The 19,054-nt window shown below is 42.8% G+C and carries 15 protein-coding genes; 7 read left to right on the top strand and 8 right to left on the bottom strand.

Annotated features, from left to right (window positions below):
* Positions 1-60: 60 nt before the first annotated feature.
* Positions 61-1,422 (top strand): SIR2 family protein, encoded by a 1,362-nt coding sequence (locus AAHT65_RS10345; RefSeq protein ID WP_343311459.1) that lies wholly within the window; start codon positions 61-63, stop codon positions 1,420-1,422.
* 88 nt (positions 1,423-1,510) lie between these two features.
* Here the strand turns inward: AAHT65_RS10345 and guaA are convergent, their stop codons facing one another.
* The 6 genes from guaA to AAHT65_RS10315 form a co-directional block, all read right to left on the bottom strand.
* Positions 1,511-3,052, bottom strand: coding sequence for a glutamine-hydrolyzing GMP synthase (gene guaA / locus AAHT65_RS10340; protein WP_003328484.1), 1,542 nt, complete (start codon positions 3,050-3,052; stop codon positions 1,511-1,513).
* Positions 3,053-3,224: 172 nt separating this feature from the next.
* Positions 3,225-5,423: a DUF4129 domain-containing transglutaminase family protein gene (locus AAHT65_RS10335; RefSeq protein WP_343311458.1), complete on the bottom strand. Its 2,199-nt coding sequence runs from the start codon at positions 5,421-5,423 to the stop codon at positions 3,225-3,227.
* A gap of 21 nt (positions 5,424-5,444) precedes the next feature.
* Positions 5,445-6,647 carry a DUF58 domain-containing protein gene (locus tag AAHT65_RS10330; protein WP_343311457.1) on the bottom strand — a complete coding sequence of 401 codons (1,203 nt, stop codon included), beginning with the start codon at positions 6,645-6,647 and terminating at the stop codon, positions 5,445-5,447.
* The gene (locus AAHT65_RS10325; RefSeq protein WP_003328487.1) at positions 6,647-7,609 is read right to left on the bottom strand and encodes an AAA family ATPase; all 963 of its coding nucleotides are present in this window, start codon (positions 7,607-7,609) and stop codon (positions 6,647-6,649) included. The genes AAHT65_RS10330 and AAHT65_RS10325 overlap by 1 nt, the downstream gene beginning before the upstream one ends.
* Before the next feature lie 211 nt (positions 7,610-7,820).
* On the bottom strand, positions 7,821-8,693 hold the full coding sequence (locus AAHT65_RS10320) for a cation diffusion facilitator family transporter (protein WP_010787816.1): 873 nt from the start codon (positions 8,691-8,693) through the stop codon (positions 7,821-7,823).
* A 261-nt stretch (positions 8,694-8,954) separates the two neighbouring features.
* Entirely contained in the window at positions 8,955-10,013 is a 1,059-nt protein-coding gene (locus AAHT65_RS10315; protein WP_343311456.1) for an acyltransferase family protein, read from the bottom strand.
* 253 nt (positions 10,014-10,266) lie between these two features.
* Between AAHT65_RS10315 and gabP the strand changes: the two genes are divergently transcribed.
* The 5 genes from gabP (at position 10,267) to AAHT65_RS10290 (ending at position 15,549) form a co-directional block, all read left to right on the top strand.
* Complete coding sequence (gene gabP, locus AAHT65_RS10310; protein ID WP_010787814.1) at positions 10,267-11,679, top strand: GABA permease; 1,413 nt, start codon at positions 10,267-10,269, stop codon at positions 11,677-11,679.
* Between the two features lie 88 nt (positions 11,680-11,767).
* Entirely contained in the window at positions 11,768-13,309 is a 1,542-nt protein-coding gene (gene cotA, locus AAHT65_RS10305; RefSeq protein ID WP_106273275.1) for an outer spore coat copper-dependent laccase CotA, read from the top strand.
* Positions 13,310-13,415: 106 nt separating this feature from the next.
* Positions 13,416-14,426: a DUF4003 family protein gene (locus AAHT65_RS10300; RefSeq protein WP_151291174.1), complete on the top strand. Its 1,011-nt coding sequence runs from the start codon at positions 13,416-13,418 to the stop codon at positions 14,424-14,426.
* A 16-nt stretch (positions 14,427-14,442) separates the two neighbouring features.
* Positions 14,443-15,258 carry an alpha/beta fold hydrolase gene (locus AAHT65_RS10295; RefSeq protein WP_010787811.1) on the top strand — a complete coding sequence of 272 codons (816 nt, stop codon included), beginning with the start codon at positions 14,443-14,445 and terminating at the stop codon, positions 15,256-15,258.
* An 81-nt stretch (positions 15,259-15,339) separates the two neighbouring features.
* Positions 15,340-15,549 (top strand): cold-shock protein, encoded by a 210-nt coding sequence (locus AAHT65_RS10290; protein WP_003328497.1) that lies wholly within the window; start codon positions 15,340-15,342, stop codon positions 15,547-15,549.
* A gap of 334 nt (positions 15,550-15,883) precedes the next feature.
* Here the strand turns inward: AAHT65_RS10290 and AAHT65_RS10285 are convergent, their stop codons facing one another.
* Both AAHT65_RS10285 and AAHT65_RS10280 read right to left on the bottom strand, forming a co-directional pair.
* On the bottom strand, positions 15,884-16,927 hold the full coding sequence (locus AAHT65_RS10285) for a hypothetical protein (RefSeq protein WP_420915244.1): 1,044 nt from the start codon (positions 16,925-16,927) through the stop codon (positions 15,884-15,886).
* 61 nt (positions 16,928-16,988) lie between these two features.
* On the bottom strand, positions 16,989-17,357 hold the full coding sequence (locus AAHT65_RS10280) for an RlpA-like double-psi beta-barrel domain-containing protein (protein ID WP_003328500.1): 369 nt from the start codon (positions 17,355-17,357) through the stop codon (positions 16,989-16,991).
* Between the two features lie 566 nt (positions 17,358-17,923).
* On the opposite strand from AAHT65_RS10280, the gene AAHT65_RS10275 reads away from it, so the two are divergent.
* On the top strand, positions 17,924-18,964 hold the full coding sequence (locus tag AAHT65_RS10275) for a 2,3-butanediol dehydrogenase (RefSeq protein WP_343311455.1): 1,041 nt from the start codon (positions 17,924-17,926) through the stop codon (positions 18,962-18,964).
* Positions 18,965-19,054: the final 90 nt, after the last annotated feature.

Here is a 19,054-nt window from a genome sequence, read left to right as displayed (position 1 = left end):
AAAAAGTCTAGTTGGTAAATGATAATTTAATTAATAGGCTTTAACAGGGAGGTAGTTAGTATGCACATAGAAGGAAATAGCATTTGTGGTTGTGCACTATGTGGGGATAACAAAAGTTTTAATATGCCTGATGAAATTATTGAATCCGTAAAAAATGAAGAACTAATTCTTTTTTGTGGTGCGGGTATTAGCACAGAGTCTAAGAGTGTTTTACCAATGTCATTTTATATGGATATTCTTAATTTTTTACATGATAAATATAATTTAGCTCTCACAACAGATATTAGTTTTTCTGATTTGATGAGTGCTTTTTGTAATGAGGTTCCGAATGGAAGAAAAGCTTTATTTAGAAAAATAAAAGAACGGTTTGATAGGGTAAAGACTTTTCCGAAATTATATAATTCTGCAACAAGGTTCCATAAAGAAGTTGCAAAGATCCCACAAATCAACACTATAGTAACAACAAACTGGGATGACTATTTTGAGAAAGAGTGTGCTACTTTTCCGATTATTGATAACAAAGATACCTCATTATGGAATACTTTTTCCAAGAGAGTTTTTAAAATTCATGGTTCGATTAATAATATTGGATCAATTGTTGCTACAAAAGATGATTATCAAAAATGTTATGAAAGATTAGAGAAGGAACCAATTGGAGACAGATTGAAAACTTTATTAAGTAGTCATTGCGTCGTCTTTATAGGTTTTTCATTTGGTGATGAAGATTTAAATAAGATTATTGATATACTTTCTGAAAAATTGGAGGAATTTGCGAATCAATATTATTTAGTTACGCTTGATGAAGCTTGGAAAAATAATAAAAATACCAGAATAATACCAATAATTACTGACGGAAGCTTTTTTATACACTCATTAAGCAATATTTTAAAAGAAGAAGGAGTTCTTCTCACTTCGGAAATATATAATTTTTCCGAAAATGCTGCTACGTACCTATCTGATTTTCATAATGAATGGACAGAAAAAGAGAATTTTCTAGAGAAATTAAAAAAATATCCTGAATTGTTATTATCAGTAGCATATCAAAATGGAATGATACATGCCTATCAAAGGTGTTTGGCTAATAAAGAAGAAGGAACTTTTTTAAAGCCAGGATATCTGTTAAATGTATCAAAGACATATGATGATTTTTTCCATCAACGAAATAGTGAAGGAAATTATACATATGGGTACTATGATTTTGGGTATTCCAATGGATTTCTTGGATTACAAATATTTATCGAAACATCTTCTAGCGAATTGCCACCAATGTTTACTTATAATGAAAATTTTTTCGACACAGAAGATGAACTTATTGAATATATAATGGCTAATAGAGTTGAGGAAGTCCATAATTACTGTAAAAAAATAGTTACTGAATTACCTGAAGAAACCATCCCTCATTTCCCTCCATGGTTTTGCTAAGTAATGGGATTGTTTGCAAATTGTTTGCTTCAAAAGAAAAAAAGAGCTTAGAACCCTTATAAACCAAGGATTCTAAGCTTCTTTTTACTTATTCCCACTCAATCGTAGCAGGCGGCTTACTTGTAATATCATACACGACACGGTTAATGTGTTTCACTTCATTTACGATACGTGTAGAAATCGCTTCAAGCACGTCCCAAGGGATACGAGCCCAGTCAGAAGTCATTCCGTCAATTGAAGTAACCGCACGAATGCCGATTGTGTAATCATATGTTCTGGCATCGCCCATAACCCCTACGCTGCGGATGTCGGGAAGAACAGTGAAATACTGCCAAATGTCGCGCTCCAAACCATGTTTTGCGACTTCTTCACGCAAAATCGCGTCAGATTCACGAACAATTTCAAGTTTTTCCTCAGAAATTTCACCAAGGACACGGATACCGAGACCAGGACCAGGGAAAGGCTGGCGCCAAACGATTTCGTCAGGAATGCCAAGCTCTGAACCAAGCGCACGTACTTCATCCTTAAACAAAGTATTTAACGGCTCGATCAGTTCAAATTGCATATCCTCAGGAAGCCCGCCGACATTATGGTGGGATTTAATCGTTTGCGCAGTCGCTGTTCCGCTCTCAATGATATCTGTGTAAAGCGTTCCTTGAGCGAGATAATCAATTCCTTTGAGCTTGTCCGCTTCATCATCGAATACGTAAATGAATTCATTTCCGATAATTTTACGTTTTTGTTCAGGATCTGAAACGCCTTTTAGCTTATTCAGGAACCGATCTTTCGCGTCCACTTTAATCACGTTCATGTTAAAGCCTTCACTGAACGTTTTCATAACGCCTTCCGCTTCGCCTTTACGAAGGAGACCGTGGTCAACAAAGATACAAGTCAGCTGGTCGCCGATTGCTTTATGAATCAGAACCGCTACAACTGAAGAGTCAACACCGCCGCTTAGCGCGCACAGTACATTTTTATCTCCGACAGTTTCACGAATTTTTTGCATTTCGATGTCGATAAAGTTTTCCATTGACCATTTACCTTCACAATCACATACACCGAAAACAAAGTTTTTCAACAGGTCATTGCCGTATTCTGAATGGCGCACTTCCGGGTGGAATTGAACGCCGTACCATTTTTTATCCTTTTTGCTCATTGCTGAGTTTGGACAATGATGGCTTGTGGCATCAACCGTAAAACCTTCAGGAACTTCAACAACCAAATCTCCGTGGCTCATCCATACAACTTGCTCATTCGGAAGGTCTTTAAACAAATCAGGCGTTCCTTCGATATGAATGTTCGCTTTTCCGTACTCACGCTGGCTTGCTGCCTCTACCTTGCCTCCAAGATAATGAGTCATCAGCTGCATGCCGTAGCAAATTCCCAAAACAGGAATATCAAGTTCGAAGATTTTTTCATCACAGCGGAAAGAACCTTCATCATACACACTGTTTGGACCGCCGGATAGAATAATACCTTTAGGATTCATTTCTTTAATTTCTTCAGCCGTCAATGTATGCGGATGCAGCTCGCTGTAAACACCAAATTCACGAATACGGCGTGTAATAAGCTGGTTATACTGACTGCCGAAATCAAGGACAAGAATCATTTCATTCACTAACTTCGTCATGGTTGTCACCTAATCTCCTCTAAGTTTTTTGACACAGAAAAAAACGGAGGACAGATGTGGAACACGGTTTCTGCCCTCTGCTGGTAAGACCGTTTTCAGCGTCCGGACAATCGCTCGCGGACTCTGATTTAATATTCACTTATTCTAACAACAGGAGGGTAAGCGGTCAAGACTATCTCCTTTTAATTAAATTTTCCCATAACTCTTTGGAATCATTCCAAAGAGCCGCCGAATCATCGTTTCTGTACAAAGCTCGCTCATAGCGGTGAGTCAGCTCTGACATCTCCTCAGACCCGTATGCCGCGTCGATTTTCGCTGCATAGTCACGTAGCGTCTCGCCTTTTTGTATCCCTTTTCCTTTTCTTTTCAGCTGGCGAAGCAGTGCATCATATGCTTCAAAGAAGACTTCATTATCGGTACGGCGCTTTAATTTTACGGCGACGAGCATCGGAATCCATTTGGAACGCGCGGCATATAAACCAAGTGCCGCTAAAAGGGCTGCTGCGGCAGTTACGTACCATGCGGGACTGATACTCTCATTTGCAGCGGACGGTTTTTCGTCCACAGATGGCTGCTGTTTCTTCTGCTGCTCTTTTTGCTGCTGCGGCTTGCTCTTTTCGCCGCGATCTTCAGAGGTATTCCGGGATGAATCGCTGTCTTTCCCTTCTTTATTCGACTGGCTCGAACTTGACGTGAACTCAGCAGGATTAGTGAACCCTTTTGTCGGCTCAAATGTCACCCAGCCTTGCCCCGGGAAATAAACCTCCACCCAAGAATGGGCGTTGTTATTCGTCACCTCATAAATTCGGCCATTGTTATTGCCGGCCTCTTTATACTCACCAGATGTATACCCTTTTACCCAGCGGGATGGAATGCCTGCCGATCTGAGTAATACAACCATAGCCGAAGAAAAGTTATCACAATAGCCGAGTTTTGTTTCAAATAAAAATTGATCGACGTAATCTTGGCCGTTTTTTGGTATGCTGACATTTTCCGTCTCATAAGCAAACTCATTCGAGCCCAGATAATCCTCGATCGCCTTTGCTTTGTCATACATATTGCCTTTACTCTGCGTCAGCTCCCGGGCTAGGTTTCTGACCCGCACCGGCAATGTATCGGGAAGCTGCATATATCGCTCGTCAAATTTGTTTTCTTCTCTGCTCTTTTTAACTTTAACCTCTCTCAGCTCATTCAGCTTGTAGACCGGCGACTTGTACGCCACTGTATAGTTTCCCATATTGCGCACTTTGCCGGATTGTTCACTGACAGGCGAAATTTGTTCCGTATTGCCATTCATCTCAAGCAAAACGGATTGTTTAGGCTTAATTTTTGCCGCGCCGATCGGATACATTACGTGATTATATCCGTACAGCTTATTTACCTTCACACGCGCAGTTTCATTTTCTGTGGAAACCCGCTGATCAAACCACAGATTTTCCACAAGGCCGCCCGTGAGCTGATAAGACGTCCCCACATCAGTTTCAACCCATCCTTTGCCTGTATAGGTATCCTTCGTTTCTACCCTGAAATAGGAACGTTTTTTGCCTTGCCATGTAAAAACCGGCGTATCATCTTCCTGAAACGGACCGCCAAGGGATTCATCATGATTCCCATACCCGATTTTGCTTTCTTGAGCTGACACTTGATCATGATTGGTGACCTTTTTGAGAAAAGGAACGGGATCAGGCCAATTAGGGTCAGACTTCGGAGCGGCAAGACCGAATGCCGCTGAGCCGATAACAAAAACGGTCAAAGGAAGAAACCATTTTAAGATATGAGCTTTCTTAAAAGACAGCCTTTCCATAATCTTAATGCGGTCCATATACAAAAGCCCCAGCATAAAAAATCCGATCAGCACAATCCGGATGACGGCGTAGGTGGCGTCGTACGGTGTGAACGTATCAAGAATGGTGATGTAAGCAACTGTCATGATAAAGAAAAATAAAATCTTCCGCTGGTAAATCACCCAGTAATGCAGCAAGTAAACGAGAAGCCACAGCAGCACAAAAAACAAGAGCGTGCGGAAGGAAGGAATCATCTCATTCCAGTTTCCTGATTTGATAAAGCCGATATTCATGAATACATCCTGTAAAAAGGAGCTGATCCAGCTTACGTTAAAAATCGAGCCGTCATAAAACAGGATATGAATAGAAATCAACGTAAACAAGATGCAAAATGGAACTGTGACATACCACTTCACCCTGAAAAACGTCAGCAAAAACGTCAAGCCGATAAACAGGATAAAAAATCCCGTATGCTTTGTATCGCTAAAATTGTGTAACGGTCTGAGCCATTCCCACAATAATAAAAAGGCTAAGAAGTAAAATAACAGCAAGCTCATGCGGCTTCCCTGATTTTCATCAAGCGGCATGTGGTTCTTCACCTCTCTTTCCTAAAAAACTTGAGAAAATCCGCCGTCTTTTATGATCCGGACCCCTGTTCCCCGCTTTAGTAAGCGCTCGATCATAATCGTTTCTGCTTGGGACAGAGCGGCTTCTTTCTCTTTAGCCAAAATAATCGTAACCGGCATGGAACCGGAACTGATTTCGATTGCTCTTACCAAGTCTTCGGTCACCTGCCCGGTGACAACTACTTTATCAGCATGCCGCACGGCTTGCTGTGCAAGTTCTTCTTCCATAAAGCGGCTGAGAGGAGCTGCCGCGTCACAAGCCACGACGGCCAAATGATGCATCAGCCGCTGAAAATGCTGCTCTCCCTGCTGAATCGGAAAAACGGATCTTTCTTTTCCGGCGGAAGCAAGGCCTGCCCCCGTGCCGCTTTTTAAAACAGAATGAAGAATGGACGCAGCCGCTGAAACAACCTCTTCAAAAGACGCCGAAGGAGAACGGTCCATTAAGAGAAACAGGTTTTTGTTTTTGGACGGTTCAAATTCCTTTGTCATTAGCTGGCTGCGTCTGGCCGAGGTCTTCCAGTCCAATGCTGCAATCCGGTCTCCCGGCTGATATTCCCTCACACTTGCCGCAGCCATGGAATGATTCATCTGGAAAGGTGCAGAGCTGCTTATTCCTTCTTCAAGATGCCGTTCATTCAGCTGAAAATGGAGAAATTGATAAGATGGAAACACCAAAAAAGAGTGCTTCACTTCATAATAAGCCTCCTTTTCCACAAGGCCCAGCACATCACCCGTTCGAACTCTGACGGTATGCAAATGATGCTCGCCTCTCGGAACTGGGGATAATCGGTATGACATCGTGACTTTCCTTTTAAACCACGGGAACACAAGCCGCTTCGCCGCCGCTTGATCTCCGTACAGCTTTTCAAGCGTTTCCGGCAGACAATCCTCAATCACCATATACATGAGCGGAAACGGAACCCTCCGCGTAAGGGTTACCTTTATATTAAGCGTACCGCCAGCATTGACCTGGGTACGGTCCGTCTCCCGCACCGCTTGCATTGCACTGATCGGATACAAAGAAAACAAACCCGCATACAAGACGAAAGGAAGAAACGCATAAAATAAAAACCAGCTTACAAAACCGCCTTGAAACATTGCATAGGAAAATACTGCAGCCGTCAAAACGAGCAGCACCAACAGCTTCCATCCATAAACCAACCAATGCAGTTTTTTCTTCATTATCGGCTCAGCGACCTTTGAACCGGGACCTTCGCGTTTGAAATGATCTCCCGGATGACCGCCTCAGACTGCATTCCTTCAAACTTCGCCTCAGAATGCAAAATCATTCGGTGCGGCAAGGAATAAGGCGCAAGATATTGAATATCGTCCGGAATGACATAATCGCGATTGTGCATCAGCGCATATGCCTGAGCGGCTTTCATCAGGGCGATAGATCCACGGGGACTCACGCCTAAATAAACGGAAGGGTGCTGTCTCGTTTTGTGCGTCAAGTCAACAATATAAGCCTTAATACTTGCGTCCACTTGGACATGCTGCACTTCTTGCTGCAAGCGGACAAATTGTTCTTTTGTGATAACAGGCTCCATTGTCTCGATCGGATGGCTTTTCTCTTGGAGCGCCAATACCTCTAATTCCTCTTCAACAGACGGATAACCCATACGGAGCTTGAATAAAAAGCGGTCGAGCTGCGCCTCGGGCAGCGGGTACGTCCCCTCATACTCCACCGGGTTTTGGGTTGCCATCACCAAGAAAGGCTCGGCAAGCGGCATCGTCTTTCCGTCTACTGTCACACTCCCCTCTTCCATCGCTTCAAGTAATGCAGATTGGGTTTTTGGCGATGTTCTGTTGATCTCATCCGCCAGCACAATATGACCCATAATCGGACCCGGCCGGTATTCAAATTCCATCGTTTTCGAATTATAAATGGATACGCCCGTCACATCGGACGGCAGCAAATCCGGGGTGAATTGGATTCTTTTAAAATCAGCGCCGATTGATTTTGCCAACGAGCGTACCATCATCGTTTTTCCCACCCCTGGAACATCCTCTAATAACACATGCCCTTTGGCAAGAATGGCCGCTAAGCTGAGTATCGCTATATCTCTTTTCCCAATCATCACTTTATCAATATGTTCAACAGCTTTACCCAGCAAAGGATGCAGCTCTTCATGGTATGCCATTCTCTTCCTCCTACTCATCTATCTAGTTTCTTATAGTAACCTAACTTTACCACAAAAAATGCCCGGTATAAAAAAACGAATCTAGCAAACTGTTTCCAATTGAATACTTTTTACACTTGCTGATTTCAACATTTTTAACAGAAATATCAATGAACAAATACAACAGCAAACCACAAAAAAAGCCTCCCATAACGGGAAGCTTCAACAGGTTTTACTTGTTTTGTAAAGGCTCCATATGGACATGCGAGTGATCAATCGCATGCTCCTCCTTCATCCTCCGCTCAACCTCGTTTGCGATATCATGGCTTTCTTTAATATTCAGATCAGACTCTACTTCAATCACAACATCCACGTGAACAGAGCTGCCTAAATATCTGGCTTTGATATCCTTTAAGTGGCTGACTCCGGAGATCTGTTCGATCGTCCGTTTATAATCAGATATATCCTTCACATCAAAGCCGTCCGTCAAAGAATGAGACGCTTCCTTAAAGATATCCCAAGCCGTCTTGCAAATTAAAAGGCCGATCAAAAACGCTGTCAGCGTATCAATCCAAGCAAGATGGAACTGCGCCGCGAAAATACCGACAAACGTTCCGACACTGACGATCGCATCGGACTTATTATCAGCAGCAGCCGCATGCAGCGCATGGCTGTTGACCTTTTTCGCAAGCCTTTTATTGTATTGATACACAAGCAGCATAACCACCGCACCCGCCGCAGCCGTCCATGCCGCAATCATATCCGGTGACTCTTCTTTAGAAGAAAAAATAGATTCTCCCGCACTGAGCAGCACTTGAAGCCCGACAACCATCATGATAAAAGAAGCGATAAGTGATGCGACCGTTTCAGCACGGAAATGGCCGTAAGGATGATCTTCATCAGGAGGCTTTTGAGAGATGCGAAGACCGATGAACACCGCAACTGAAGCGATAATATCTGTCGTATTGTTTAATCCGTCCGCCGTAAGCGCTTCTGAATGAAACACATAGCCGATCACCAGCTTAACAGCAGACAGAACAAGATACGCGGCGATGCTGATGAGCGCCCCGGTTTCGCCTTTTTTCAGTTCATCATATCTCTCCATCAAAATCCTCCTTCCGTCCATGTTTTAAGCTATATTTATCATACAAAGCAACACCGCAGTGGGTCTACAGAAACATGATTCACTTACCTCAGAAAAATAGTGATTATAGAACATTTTTCACCTGAACCAACTTAATTTCATACAGAAAAAAACGCCTGAACCCAGGCGTATCAAGACTTCTTCCATCTATACAATTTTTCAATAATATAGCAAATCACAAAAAAGAGCTAATGACAGAAAATTTTTTCTTTTCATCCGCCCTCAATACGACCTGTATTCTCTATATTTTCCCGGGAACAATCCTCGGATGCCATACACTCTCCGCTTAGCCAAAGGCTTCCCGAACAAAACCGGATAGCGTTTGAAAAAGAAAATAAAAGGCACCAGTGCGGCAAAGGTCGCTGCTGTATAGAGAATTCCCCAGCCCGCTTGATATGTCGAAGATACGGGGATGTTCAGCACATAATATACGACAGCTTCCATCGTCCTAAGAATAGGATAGTGCAAAACGAGAATGATTAACGAATTCCTGCCGAGAAACTGTAAGAAAGCGAGCTTACGAAGCTTAAAACTCGCAAAAACGACTCCCCCCGTGCCAAGCGCAGCCGTCAAGTAGAAAATCAGCATATTGCCGTATTCATTCGCCCTCATATCAACTCTTGTATTCTCCATCTGCAAAAGAGCGATCAATGAAAAACATACAACCACAGCGAAAATGGTTCTTCTGTAAGAAAGCTCCTTCAGTTTGTTTCTCACCACAAAACCAATTGTATAAAAACCCAAAGCAGCTGCGGCTACCTCGGCATTCCAAAGCAGGCTGATATGAAGTACATAAACATTCACAACGCTGACCAGGCAGCTTCCTGCAATGAGAATCAGCCACTTTCCGCGGCATGCTTTTTTCAACAAAAAAAATACGATGTCTACGAGAAATAAACAGGTTAAAAACCACAGTGCCGGATTGTGTGTAAGCATATAATGATCCGGTATTGAATAAACAATACCTTTCAAAGGCACAGCCGGATCAACATCCGCACTGCCGAGAAACTGAAAATGCCGTTCCACCAGCAGCCAAAACAAATACGTGATCACCGAGAAGACAGCATAAGGAACCAGCAGCCCCCTGGCTTTCTTCAGCGCAAACTGAAAGAAACCAAGCCCTGTATCCCGGTAAACGGCGCCCGATAAGAAAAAAAACAACGGCATATGAAATGAAAAAATAAAGCTTTTCAATACATCATCTGTCGGCGCGTGGCCTAAGACAACTAGAATAATGCCTATACCCTTTGATATATCTATCCACTTTACTCTTCCCTTCATATTATTCAGCTCCCTGTCTGCTCGTCTCATACCGAGCGTAACATGGAAAAAAGCCAAGTTTCTACAGAAAAAGGAATTCGATATAAGGATGTAACCTGTATGATATAGCGTGTAATTTCTTTAATATGTTATATACAATTTGAAATAAAATGTCATATTTTCTAACATAATCTTTAGATTTTTTGCCAATATATGATACAATTTAATTTGTCAGAATATTCGATACTTAAATAGTCCTATTAGGAGGTATACTATGAACCAATCTGAATCAGGATTAAAAAGGGGACTGAAAACCCGTCATATGACGATGATATCCATCGCAGGCGTTATCGGCGCCGGACTATTTGTAGGCAGCGGATCGGTCATTCATTCTACAGGCCCCGGTGCGATTGTCTCCTATGCTTTAGCAGGCCTCTTGGTCATCTTTATTATGAGAATGCTTGGTGAAATGTCGTCAGTCAACCCCACAAGCGGATCGTTTTCCCAATATGCGCACGATGCCATAGGTCCTTGGGCCGGCTTTACAATCGGCTGGCTTTATTGGTTTTTTTGGGTTATTGTCATTGCGATTGAAGCTATCGCCGGAGCCGGAATTATCCAATATTGGTTTCATGATATCCCATTGTGGCTGACAAGCCTGTTACTGACCATTTTATTGACTCTCACAAACGTCTATTCTGTCAAATCGTTTGGAGAGTTTGAATATTGGCTCTCACTTATTAAGGTCGTAACCATTGTCGCTTTCTTACTCATCGGCTTTGCATTCATTTTTGGCATTGCTCCCGGCAGCGAGCCGGTCGGATTGTCAAACTTGACGGGTGAGGGCGGGTTCTTTCCAAAGGGAATAAGCTCTGTTTTATTAGGCATCGTTGTCGTGATCTTTTCTTTTATGGGAACTGAAATCGTCGCCATCGCCGCCGGAGAAACATCAAACCCCGTTCAATCCGTTACAAAAGCAACCAGATCAGTCGTTTGGCGGATCATCGTTTTCTACGTCGGCTCGATAGCTATCGTCGTCGCGCTGCTTCCATGGAACTCCGCCAACATTCTGGAGAGCCCGTTCGTAGCGGTGCTTGGACATATAGGCGTGCCGGCTGCGGCGCAAATCATGAACTTCATCGTTCTCACAGCCGTATTGTCCTGTCTGAATTCAGGCCTCTACACCACATCAAGAATGCTCTATTCACTGGCAGAAAGAAAAGAAGCACCGCGCCGCTTTATGAAGCTGAGCAAAAAAGGAGTGCCCGTACAAGCGATTGTTGCCGGAACCTTTTTCTCTTATATAGCGGTGGTAATGAACTACTTTTCACCTGAAACGGTATTCTTATTTCTAGTCAATTCATCAGGCGCCATTGCCCTCCTTGTCTATCTGGCGATCGCTGTTTCTCACCTTCGAATGCGGAAAAATCTCGAAAAAACGAAGCCCGAATCGTTGAAAATAAAAATGTGGTTTTTCCCTTATTTAACCTACCTGACCATTATCGCCATTTGCGGCATTTTGGTTTCGATGGCATTTATCTCTTCCATGCGAGATGAACTGCTGCTGACAGGATTCATAACAGCCATCGTTCTCGGATCTTACTTTATTTTCAAAAGCCGCAAAGAAAAAGCAAACACCTCTGAAAACCATTCAGCGCAACAGCCTGATCCCGAAATCCTGCCTTAATGGGCGGGATTTTTTATGTCACCTTTCTGTCCTTGCCATCATTTACTGTGTATTACTAGGTTTTCACTAAATATAAGGACAGATGAATATGAATCTTGAAAAATTTGCGGATATGCTTCCTATTCCAGAAGTGCTGAAGCCGCACCAGCAGACAAAAGAAAGCACCTACTACGAAGTCACCATGAAGGAATTCTATCAAAAGCTTCATCGTGACCTCCCGCCAACCCGTCTTTGGGGTTACAACGGCTTGTTTCCCGGACCTACGATTGAAGTCAACAGAAATGAAAACGTTCAAATTAAGTGGATGAATGACCTTCCTGATCAGCATTTTCTTCCGATTGACCATACCATCCATCATTCGGAAGGCCATCACCAAGAGCCCGAAGTCAAAACCGTCGTTCATTTACATGGCGGCGCCACGCCTTATGACAGTGACGGTTATCCGGAAGCCTGGTTCTCAAAGGGCTTTCAAGAAACAGGGCCTTATTTCTCCAGAGAAATCTATCATTATCCTAATCGGCAGCGCGGAGCTATCCTGTGGTACCATGACCACGCGATGGCGCTGACAAGATTAAATGTATACGCCGGACTCGCCGGAGTATATATCATTCACGACCCGAAAGAAAAACGGCTGAAGCTGCCCGCAGGCGAATATGATGTGCCGCTCATGATCATGGACCGGACGATTAACGAGGACGGCTCACTGTTTTATCCGAGCGGACCGGAGAATCCCTCACCAACCTTGCCCACCCCATCCATCGTTCCGGCTTTTTGCGGTGATACCATTCTCGTAAATGGGAAGGCATGGCCGTATATGGAAGTAGAACCTCGGGCGTACCGTTTTCGGATCGTAAACGCTTCAAATACAAGAACCTATAACTTATCGCTAGATAACGGAGGCGAATTTCTCCAAGTGGGCTCTGACGGCGGCCTCCTGCCCCGCTCTGTTAAACTCAGCTCCATCAGTCTCGCTCCGGCAGAACGATTTGATATCATCATTGATTTTGCAGCCTTCGAAGGACAATCCATCGTTTTGGCAAACAGCGAAGGCTGCGGCGGGCCCGCCAATCCCGAATCCGACGCCAATGTCATGCAGTTTCGCGTCATAAAGCCATTAAAAGAAAAAGATGAAAGCAGAAAACCTAGATTTCTCACAAACCTGCCTCCTGTCACTGATGAAAAAATACAAAATCTCAGAACACTGAAACTCACTGGCACTCAAGATGAATATGGAAGGCCTGTCCTGCTGTTGAATAACAAACGATGGAGCGATCCTGTAACAGAAGCTCCAAAGCTCGGCACATCTGAGATTTGGTCTATCATTAATCCGACGCGCGGCACCCATCCGATCCATCTGCATTTGATTTCTTTCCGTGTACTGGACCGCCGCCCCTTTGACACGGCCAAATACGCAGAAACCGGCAACGTCGTCTTTACAGGTCCGGCCGTCCCGCCGCCTCCAAGCGAAAAAGGCTGGAAAGACACCGTACAGTCCCATGCGGGGGAAGTCATCAGAATCATGGCGAAATTCGGCCCATACAGCGGACGGTATGTCTGGCATTGCCATATTTTAGAGCATGAAGATTACGATATGATGAGGCCTATGGATGTTGTGGATCCAAATCAATAAAACTTGCCGGCTTCCGGCAAGTTTTTTTATTGTCTTCCCAAAAATGAAACTTTCAAAAGCTGTTCCCCGTAATACGTAATAGGACATATAGAAAGGAGCCGCTCCTATGCTTACATCAGAACTGCAAAACAACGTAAACAACTACATCTCCATTTATACCGAACTGAAAAAACAATTAAAATGGAAAATCGCACATGAAGGACTATTAATGCTCACCGCATCTGCATATATTGTGAATAAAAGAGAATTTGATTTTCGGCGTTTTTACGATCTTAGCAATTATATCAAGGCAAATGTCGGCATGTTTTCCACATTGAATTCGCATCACCGTTTTACCATCGCCTCTATCCTTGACATTCATTTTCAAGATAAAGCAAAGGAACAATTTCAGGCATTTAGTGATCTTTACGAAGACATGCTGAAACAGGGCTTCAAAAGAGATATTTTCACCTATCTGTCTGCCTTAATTGTGCTGACCGGAAAGTCTGAACAAAAAACAGCCAAAGAAATCATGTCAGGCGCTTCATCCATTTATCAGCTGATGAAGCAGCAGCATTATTTCCTGACATCAACTCAAAATTACCCATTCGCCGTAATGCTCGCTGGAATCGACAAAGAAAAAACCGCATTGATGGAACAAGCGGAATCTTCTTATCAAAAGCTTTCCGCCGCAGGTTTTAAAAAAGGCCAGAACCTTCAATTTCTAAGCCAGATCCTTGCCTTGCACCAAGAAAAAGATACAGATGAACTTGCCAGACGCTGCCACGAGATGTTCCGGTCTATCAATGAGTTATACAAAAAACCTAAAGATATTCACTATCCCGACATCGGTTTACTCACATTTCTTGAAGAACCTGAAAAACACATCAGCACAGTCATAGAAACGGTTCAGCTTCTTAATAAAGAAAAGGCCCTTAAATGGCATAAAGATATAAATTTCAAAATAGCCGTCAGTCTTTTCATGGGCGATACCATAGAAAAAAATCTCATCGCGGAGTCAGGTTTATACGCGGTAATTGAAACCGTTCTCCAAGCCCAGCAAGCCGCTTCAACCGCTGCGATTATCAGCACAACCGCTGCCGCTCACTCAGCCCACCATTCTTCTGGTACAAATTAAAGGAGGAACGCTCGATATGCCTTATATCACTCTTAAGGATCACACACAGCTTTATTACGAAATGTATGGGGAAGGCACACCCATACTCTTTATCCACGGAGTATTAATGAGCGGGGAGTTTTTTCACAAACAATTCTCCGCCTTATCAAATAATTACCAATGCATACGCCTCGACTTAAGAGGACACGGCGAGTCGGAAAAAACTCTTCATGGACACACGATTTCTGAATATGCTAAAGATGTGAGGCAATTTATAGAGGCACTCCAGCTCGAAAACACGGTGCTTGTCGGGTGGTCAATGGGCGCTTTTGTCGTATGGGATTATATCAATCAATTTGGGCATGATAAGATACAAGCCGTCACCATCGTTGATCAGTCGGCTTCCGATTACAATTGGGAAGGCTGGGAGCATGGAGCATTTGACTTTGCGGGATTAACAGCAGCCATGGAATCCATTCAAACAGATCCGCTGCCATTTTACAAAAATTTCATCGCTAATATGTTCGCAGAACCGCCTGCCGCAAAAGAAGAAGAGTGGATGCTTAGGGAAATCAGGAAACAGCCCGCCGCCATTGCCAGCACGATTTTATTTAACCAAACTGCAGCGGATTATCGTGAGACCGTGCAAAACGTTCAAGTGCCTGCACTGATTTGTTTTGGTGAGGATCACAAGTTTTTCTCAACAAAAGCGGGTGAATATCTACATAACAAAATACCGCAATCTAAACTCGTGACTTTTTCTAAAAGCAGCCATTGCCCATTTTTAGAGGAGCCTGACGCGTTTAACGGCGAATTGCTTTCGTTTTTAGAAGAACTCGCTGGAAAGCAATAAAGAAAAAGGAATTAGGAGAATAGAGGAAAGTATGAGACAATAAAGATGTGCAGTAAAATTCATTAGGGAAGAAGTGACTTTATGTCTTACTATAACAAACGTAATCAAGAACCTCTGCCTCAAGAAGAAGTAACCACATGGGAGTGTACGAAAGAAGACTGTAATGGCTGGACCAGAAAAAACTTTGCCAGCAGTGATACACCGGAATGCCCATTGTGCGGCAGTAAAATGATCGACGGCGTCCGTACATTAGTGAATCTGCAAAACAACAGCCAGACGAAAACAAGTTAGCACTTCCCTTTTAGAAAAGCATCCGCGATTCAAGATGGAATGCTGCATATAACCGCATCACCGGAACCGCCTCAATCGCCTCATGAATTCTCTCGAAGCGTGAATAGACGAACAGCAAAGACCTCCATTTTCATATGCGGGGTCTTTTATCTTTCTCCTGCAAATACCCGCACCGCCAATTACCTAATTATGATGAAATGTTGGTGAATAAAGGTGATCGCCTTGAAAATAAACCGCCAAAAAGAGGACCTGAAAAAAAGAGCGTCTGTGCCGATCCTCAAAACTCATTCCTTAAACAAAAATCACTCAGCATCGCACTGAGTGATTTTTCTTATTACTTGACCACAGAATAACTGTTAATAATTCCGTTCGGGTTTTCCCATACTTTTTGGCACTTTTTCGTTTCTGTGTTATAGGAATAGACCGTTCTGACCTTTGCTTCGCGTCCGGTTTCATCCTTCAGCAGTTTTGCCCCCTTAGCTTCCGCAAGAAAATAAATCGTCTTGCCGTCTTTGGAAAATTGAGGCTGTGCGTCGATTAACAGTGTAAAATCTTTTTGGTCAGAAATGATCGGTTCATATTTTTTTGTTTTCACATTCATAAGATTGATTTTCGCTGTTTGTTCTGCGCCTTTTTCTACATATGATGTAAACAAGATGCTTTTTCCATCCGCAGAAACGGCAATATCACTAATAAATTGGTCAAGGCTCGTCAGTTCATCAATTTCGTTTTGATTCCCGGCAGCAAAATGAATCTTTGTCGGTTCAGGGTCAGTGCCCTTCTCATTCGCTTCATCTGTTTTTTTATAATCTTCTTCAACAGAATAATGGAGCAGCGCCAATGAATCTTTATCGCTGTTATAAAAGAAACTGCTGACACTGTCATCCTGATCATCCGCTGCCGGAAACACATTCTCATACCGCTTCGTCTTCAAATCAAATGAAGCGAGACGGAAGTTGCTTTCATCAGGGCTTCCGAGACGGAAATAAATCTTCGATTGATCTTTTGACAAAAACAAGCTGTCCGCGCTCTCCACACCTTTATAAAGCGTACTCTTTTTATTAGACTTCAAATCAAGTTTGAACAGCCGCATCTCATTTTGATCATTATTGCCCGTATAGTACAGCACATCATGCTGCTGATCCAGTGCAAAAGCCGGATAACTCGTCAGTTTATCCTCATGCAGCACTTTATCATTCAAATAATATTTTGTTAACAAATCGGTATCTGTAATGGAAACAAGCAGATTTCCGCCGCCCGCCGCACTTACCGATACATCTGTCTTCTCTTCACCTTTATTCATAAACCAATACACAGAGAAAATCACCGCTGCCGCCAGCACAATACCAACTGAGAAAAACGCCATTGTCTTTTTCATCTTTTATCTCCACCATTAGAAAAAAGCAAGAAACGGTTATTCTTGCTTTTCAGATTATCTATTAATAGCTGTAATGACCTGACACTTTGCCTTTGCTTAAAGGATATCCTAACGCTTTAAACGCTTTCGGACTTACATCCAATACTGCATTTGGCATTCTGCCTACATCATTTTTATATACTGTAATTACTTTTTTAGGCTTCGCTTTAGCGTACGCCTTAATTTTCGTGCCGTTTCTCGGAACATCAAAACCAATTTTTGTAGCACAATCCCAATGTCCTAACTTTTTGCCCGAAGAACCTTTTTTTCCAACTCCATTATACCAAGTAATATTTCCATTCACATGTTTCGCACTGGCTTCAGTTGAAAAACCGACTGCGCCAAGTGTACTACCTACTAAAATAAAAGCCGCTAAAAATAACTTCTTCAAGCTTTTGTCCCCCCGACATGTTTTCTTCTAGGGAAAATTATACACTATGAACCGCTGATATTTTATTTCAATCACCTTACAGAAATATTACAAGAAAAGGAGAAACTTTTACCATTATATCAATCAATTATCTCTAAATATTACAAATGTAACACAAGGTATCCCTATGTATAGCATTCAAGCTGAAACATATCTGAGCAATCAGAAAAGAACATACAATTTCCTCGAATAGGAAAATTGTATGGAAGATTATACTATTATAAAAGTAAAATTAGAGTTATAATATTTATAGAGTAGTCATCGCATTCAATATGGACTGACATTAAACACATTTATTCAAAACAAATTCACAGCTATAAACCAAGTGAAATACTCTGATTTAAAGAAAAAAGAGTGTGCTAGACTCTTTTTTCCAAAGTATCTTTATTAAAAATAACGTACCCTTCATTATATAAGAGGTTTCTCCCTGTTTTTGTTTTTAAAAATGTCGAATTTGTGAAAAGTATCAAGTTCATATTGATACAATGCGTAAATACTCGTCTTAAAAAACGGAGGAGTGATAATCCATGAAAGCTGCAAGATGGCATAATCAAAAAGACATCCGTATTGAAAACATTGAAGAACCGAAAACAGAACCCGACAAAGTAAAAATCAAAGTGAAATGGTGCGGGATTTGCGGCAGTGACTTGCATGAATATTTAGGCGGCCCAATCTTTATCCCGGTCGAAAAACCACATCCGCTTACTAAGGAAGTCGCGCCTGTCACGATGGGCCATGAGTTTTCCGGTGAAGTTGTTGAAGTTGGTGAAGGCGTAGAAAACTATAAAATCGGTGATCGCGTCGTCGTCGAACCGATTTTCGCTACCCACGGGCACCAAGGCGCCTACAATCTGGACGAGCAAATGGGCTTTCTTGGCTTAGCAGGAGGCGGAGGCGGTTTTTCCGAATATGTTGCCGTTGATGAAGAACTGTTATTTAAACTTCCTGAAGAGCTGTCCTATGAGCAAGGAGCGCTTGTTGAACCTTCCGCAGTCGCTCTTTACGCTGTCCGTTCCAGCAAGATTAAAGCCGGTGACAAAGCAGCTGTCTTTGGGTGCGGACCGATCGGCCTTCTAGTGATTGAAGCGCTTAAAGCAGCTGGCGCAACTGAAATATATGCTGTTGAGCTGTCCCCTGAACGTCAGCAAAAAGCGAAAGAACTTGGAGCTATCATCATTGATCCGGCCAAAGTCGGCGATGCCGTTGAAGAAATCATCAGCCGCACGGGCGGCGGTGTAAACGTTTCATTTGAAGTAACAGGTGTTCCGGTTGTATTGCGGCAAGCGATCCAATCAACAACCATTGCCGGTGAAACGGTGATCGTCAGCATTTGGGAAAAAGGCGCCGAGATCCTTCCGAATGATATCGTTATTAAAGAACGTACAGTCAAAGGGATTATCGGCTACCGCGATATCTTTCCTTCCGTACTATCCTTAATGAAAAAAGGATATTTCTCAGCCGACAAACTGGTAACCAAAAAAATCGTTTTAGATGACTTAATTGATGAAGGCTTTGGAGCCCTTATTAAAGAGAAAGACCAAGTGAAAATCCTGGTAAAACCAAATTAAGCAATCATCAAAATAAAACCCGCGCTTCTCTGCTAAGAAAGCGCGGGTTTTCTATTTTCTACAGATTACATGCGTTTATAACGCTTATCA

Source organism: Bacillus atrophaeus (genome assembly GCF_039519175.1).
Lineage (GTDB): Bacteria > Bacillota > Bacilli > Bacillales > Bacillaceae > Bacillus > Bacillus atrophaeus.
Note: the sequence above shows the minus strand (reverse complement) of the source record. Positions and strands in the feature narration are given on the sequence as shown.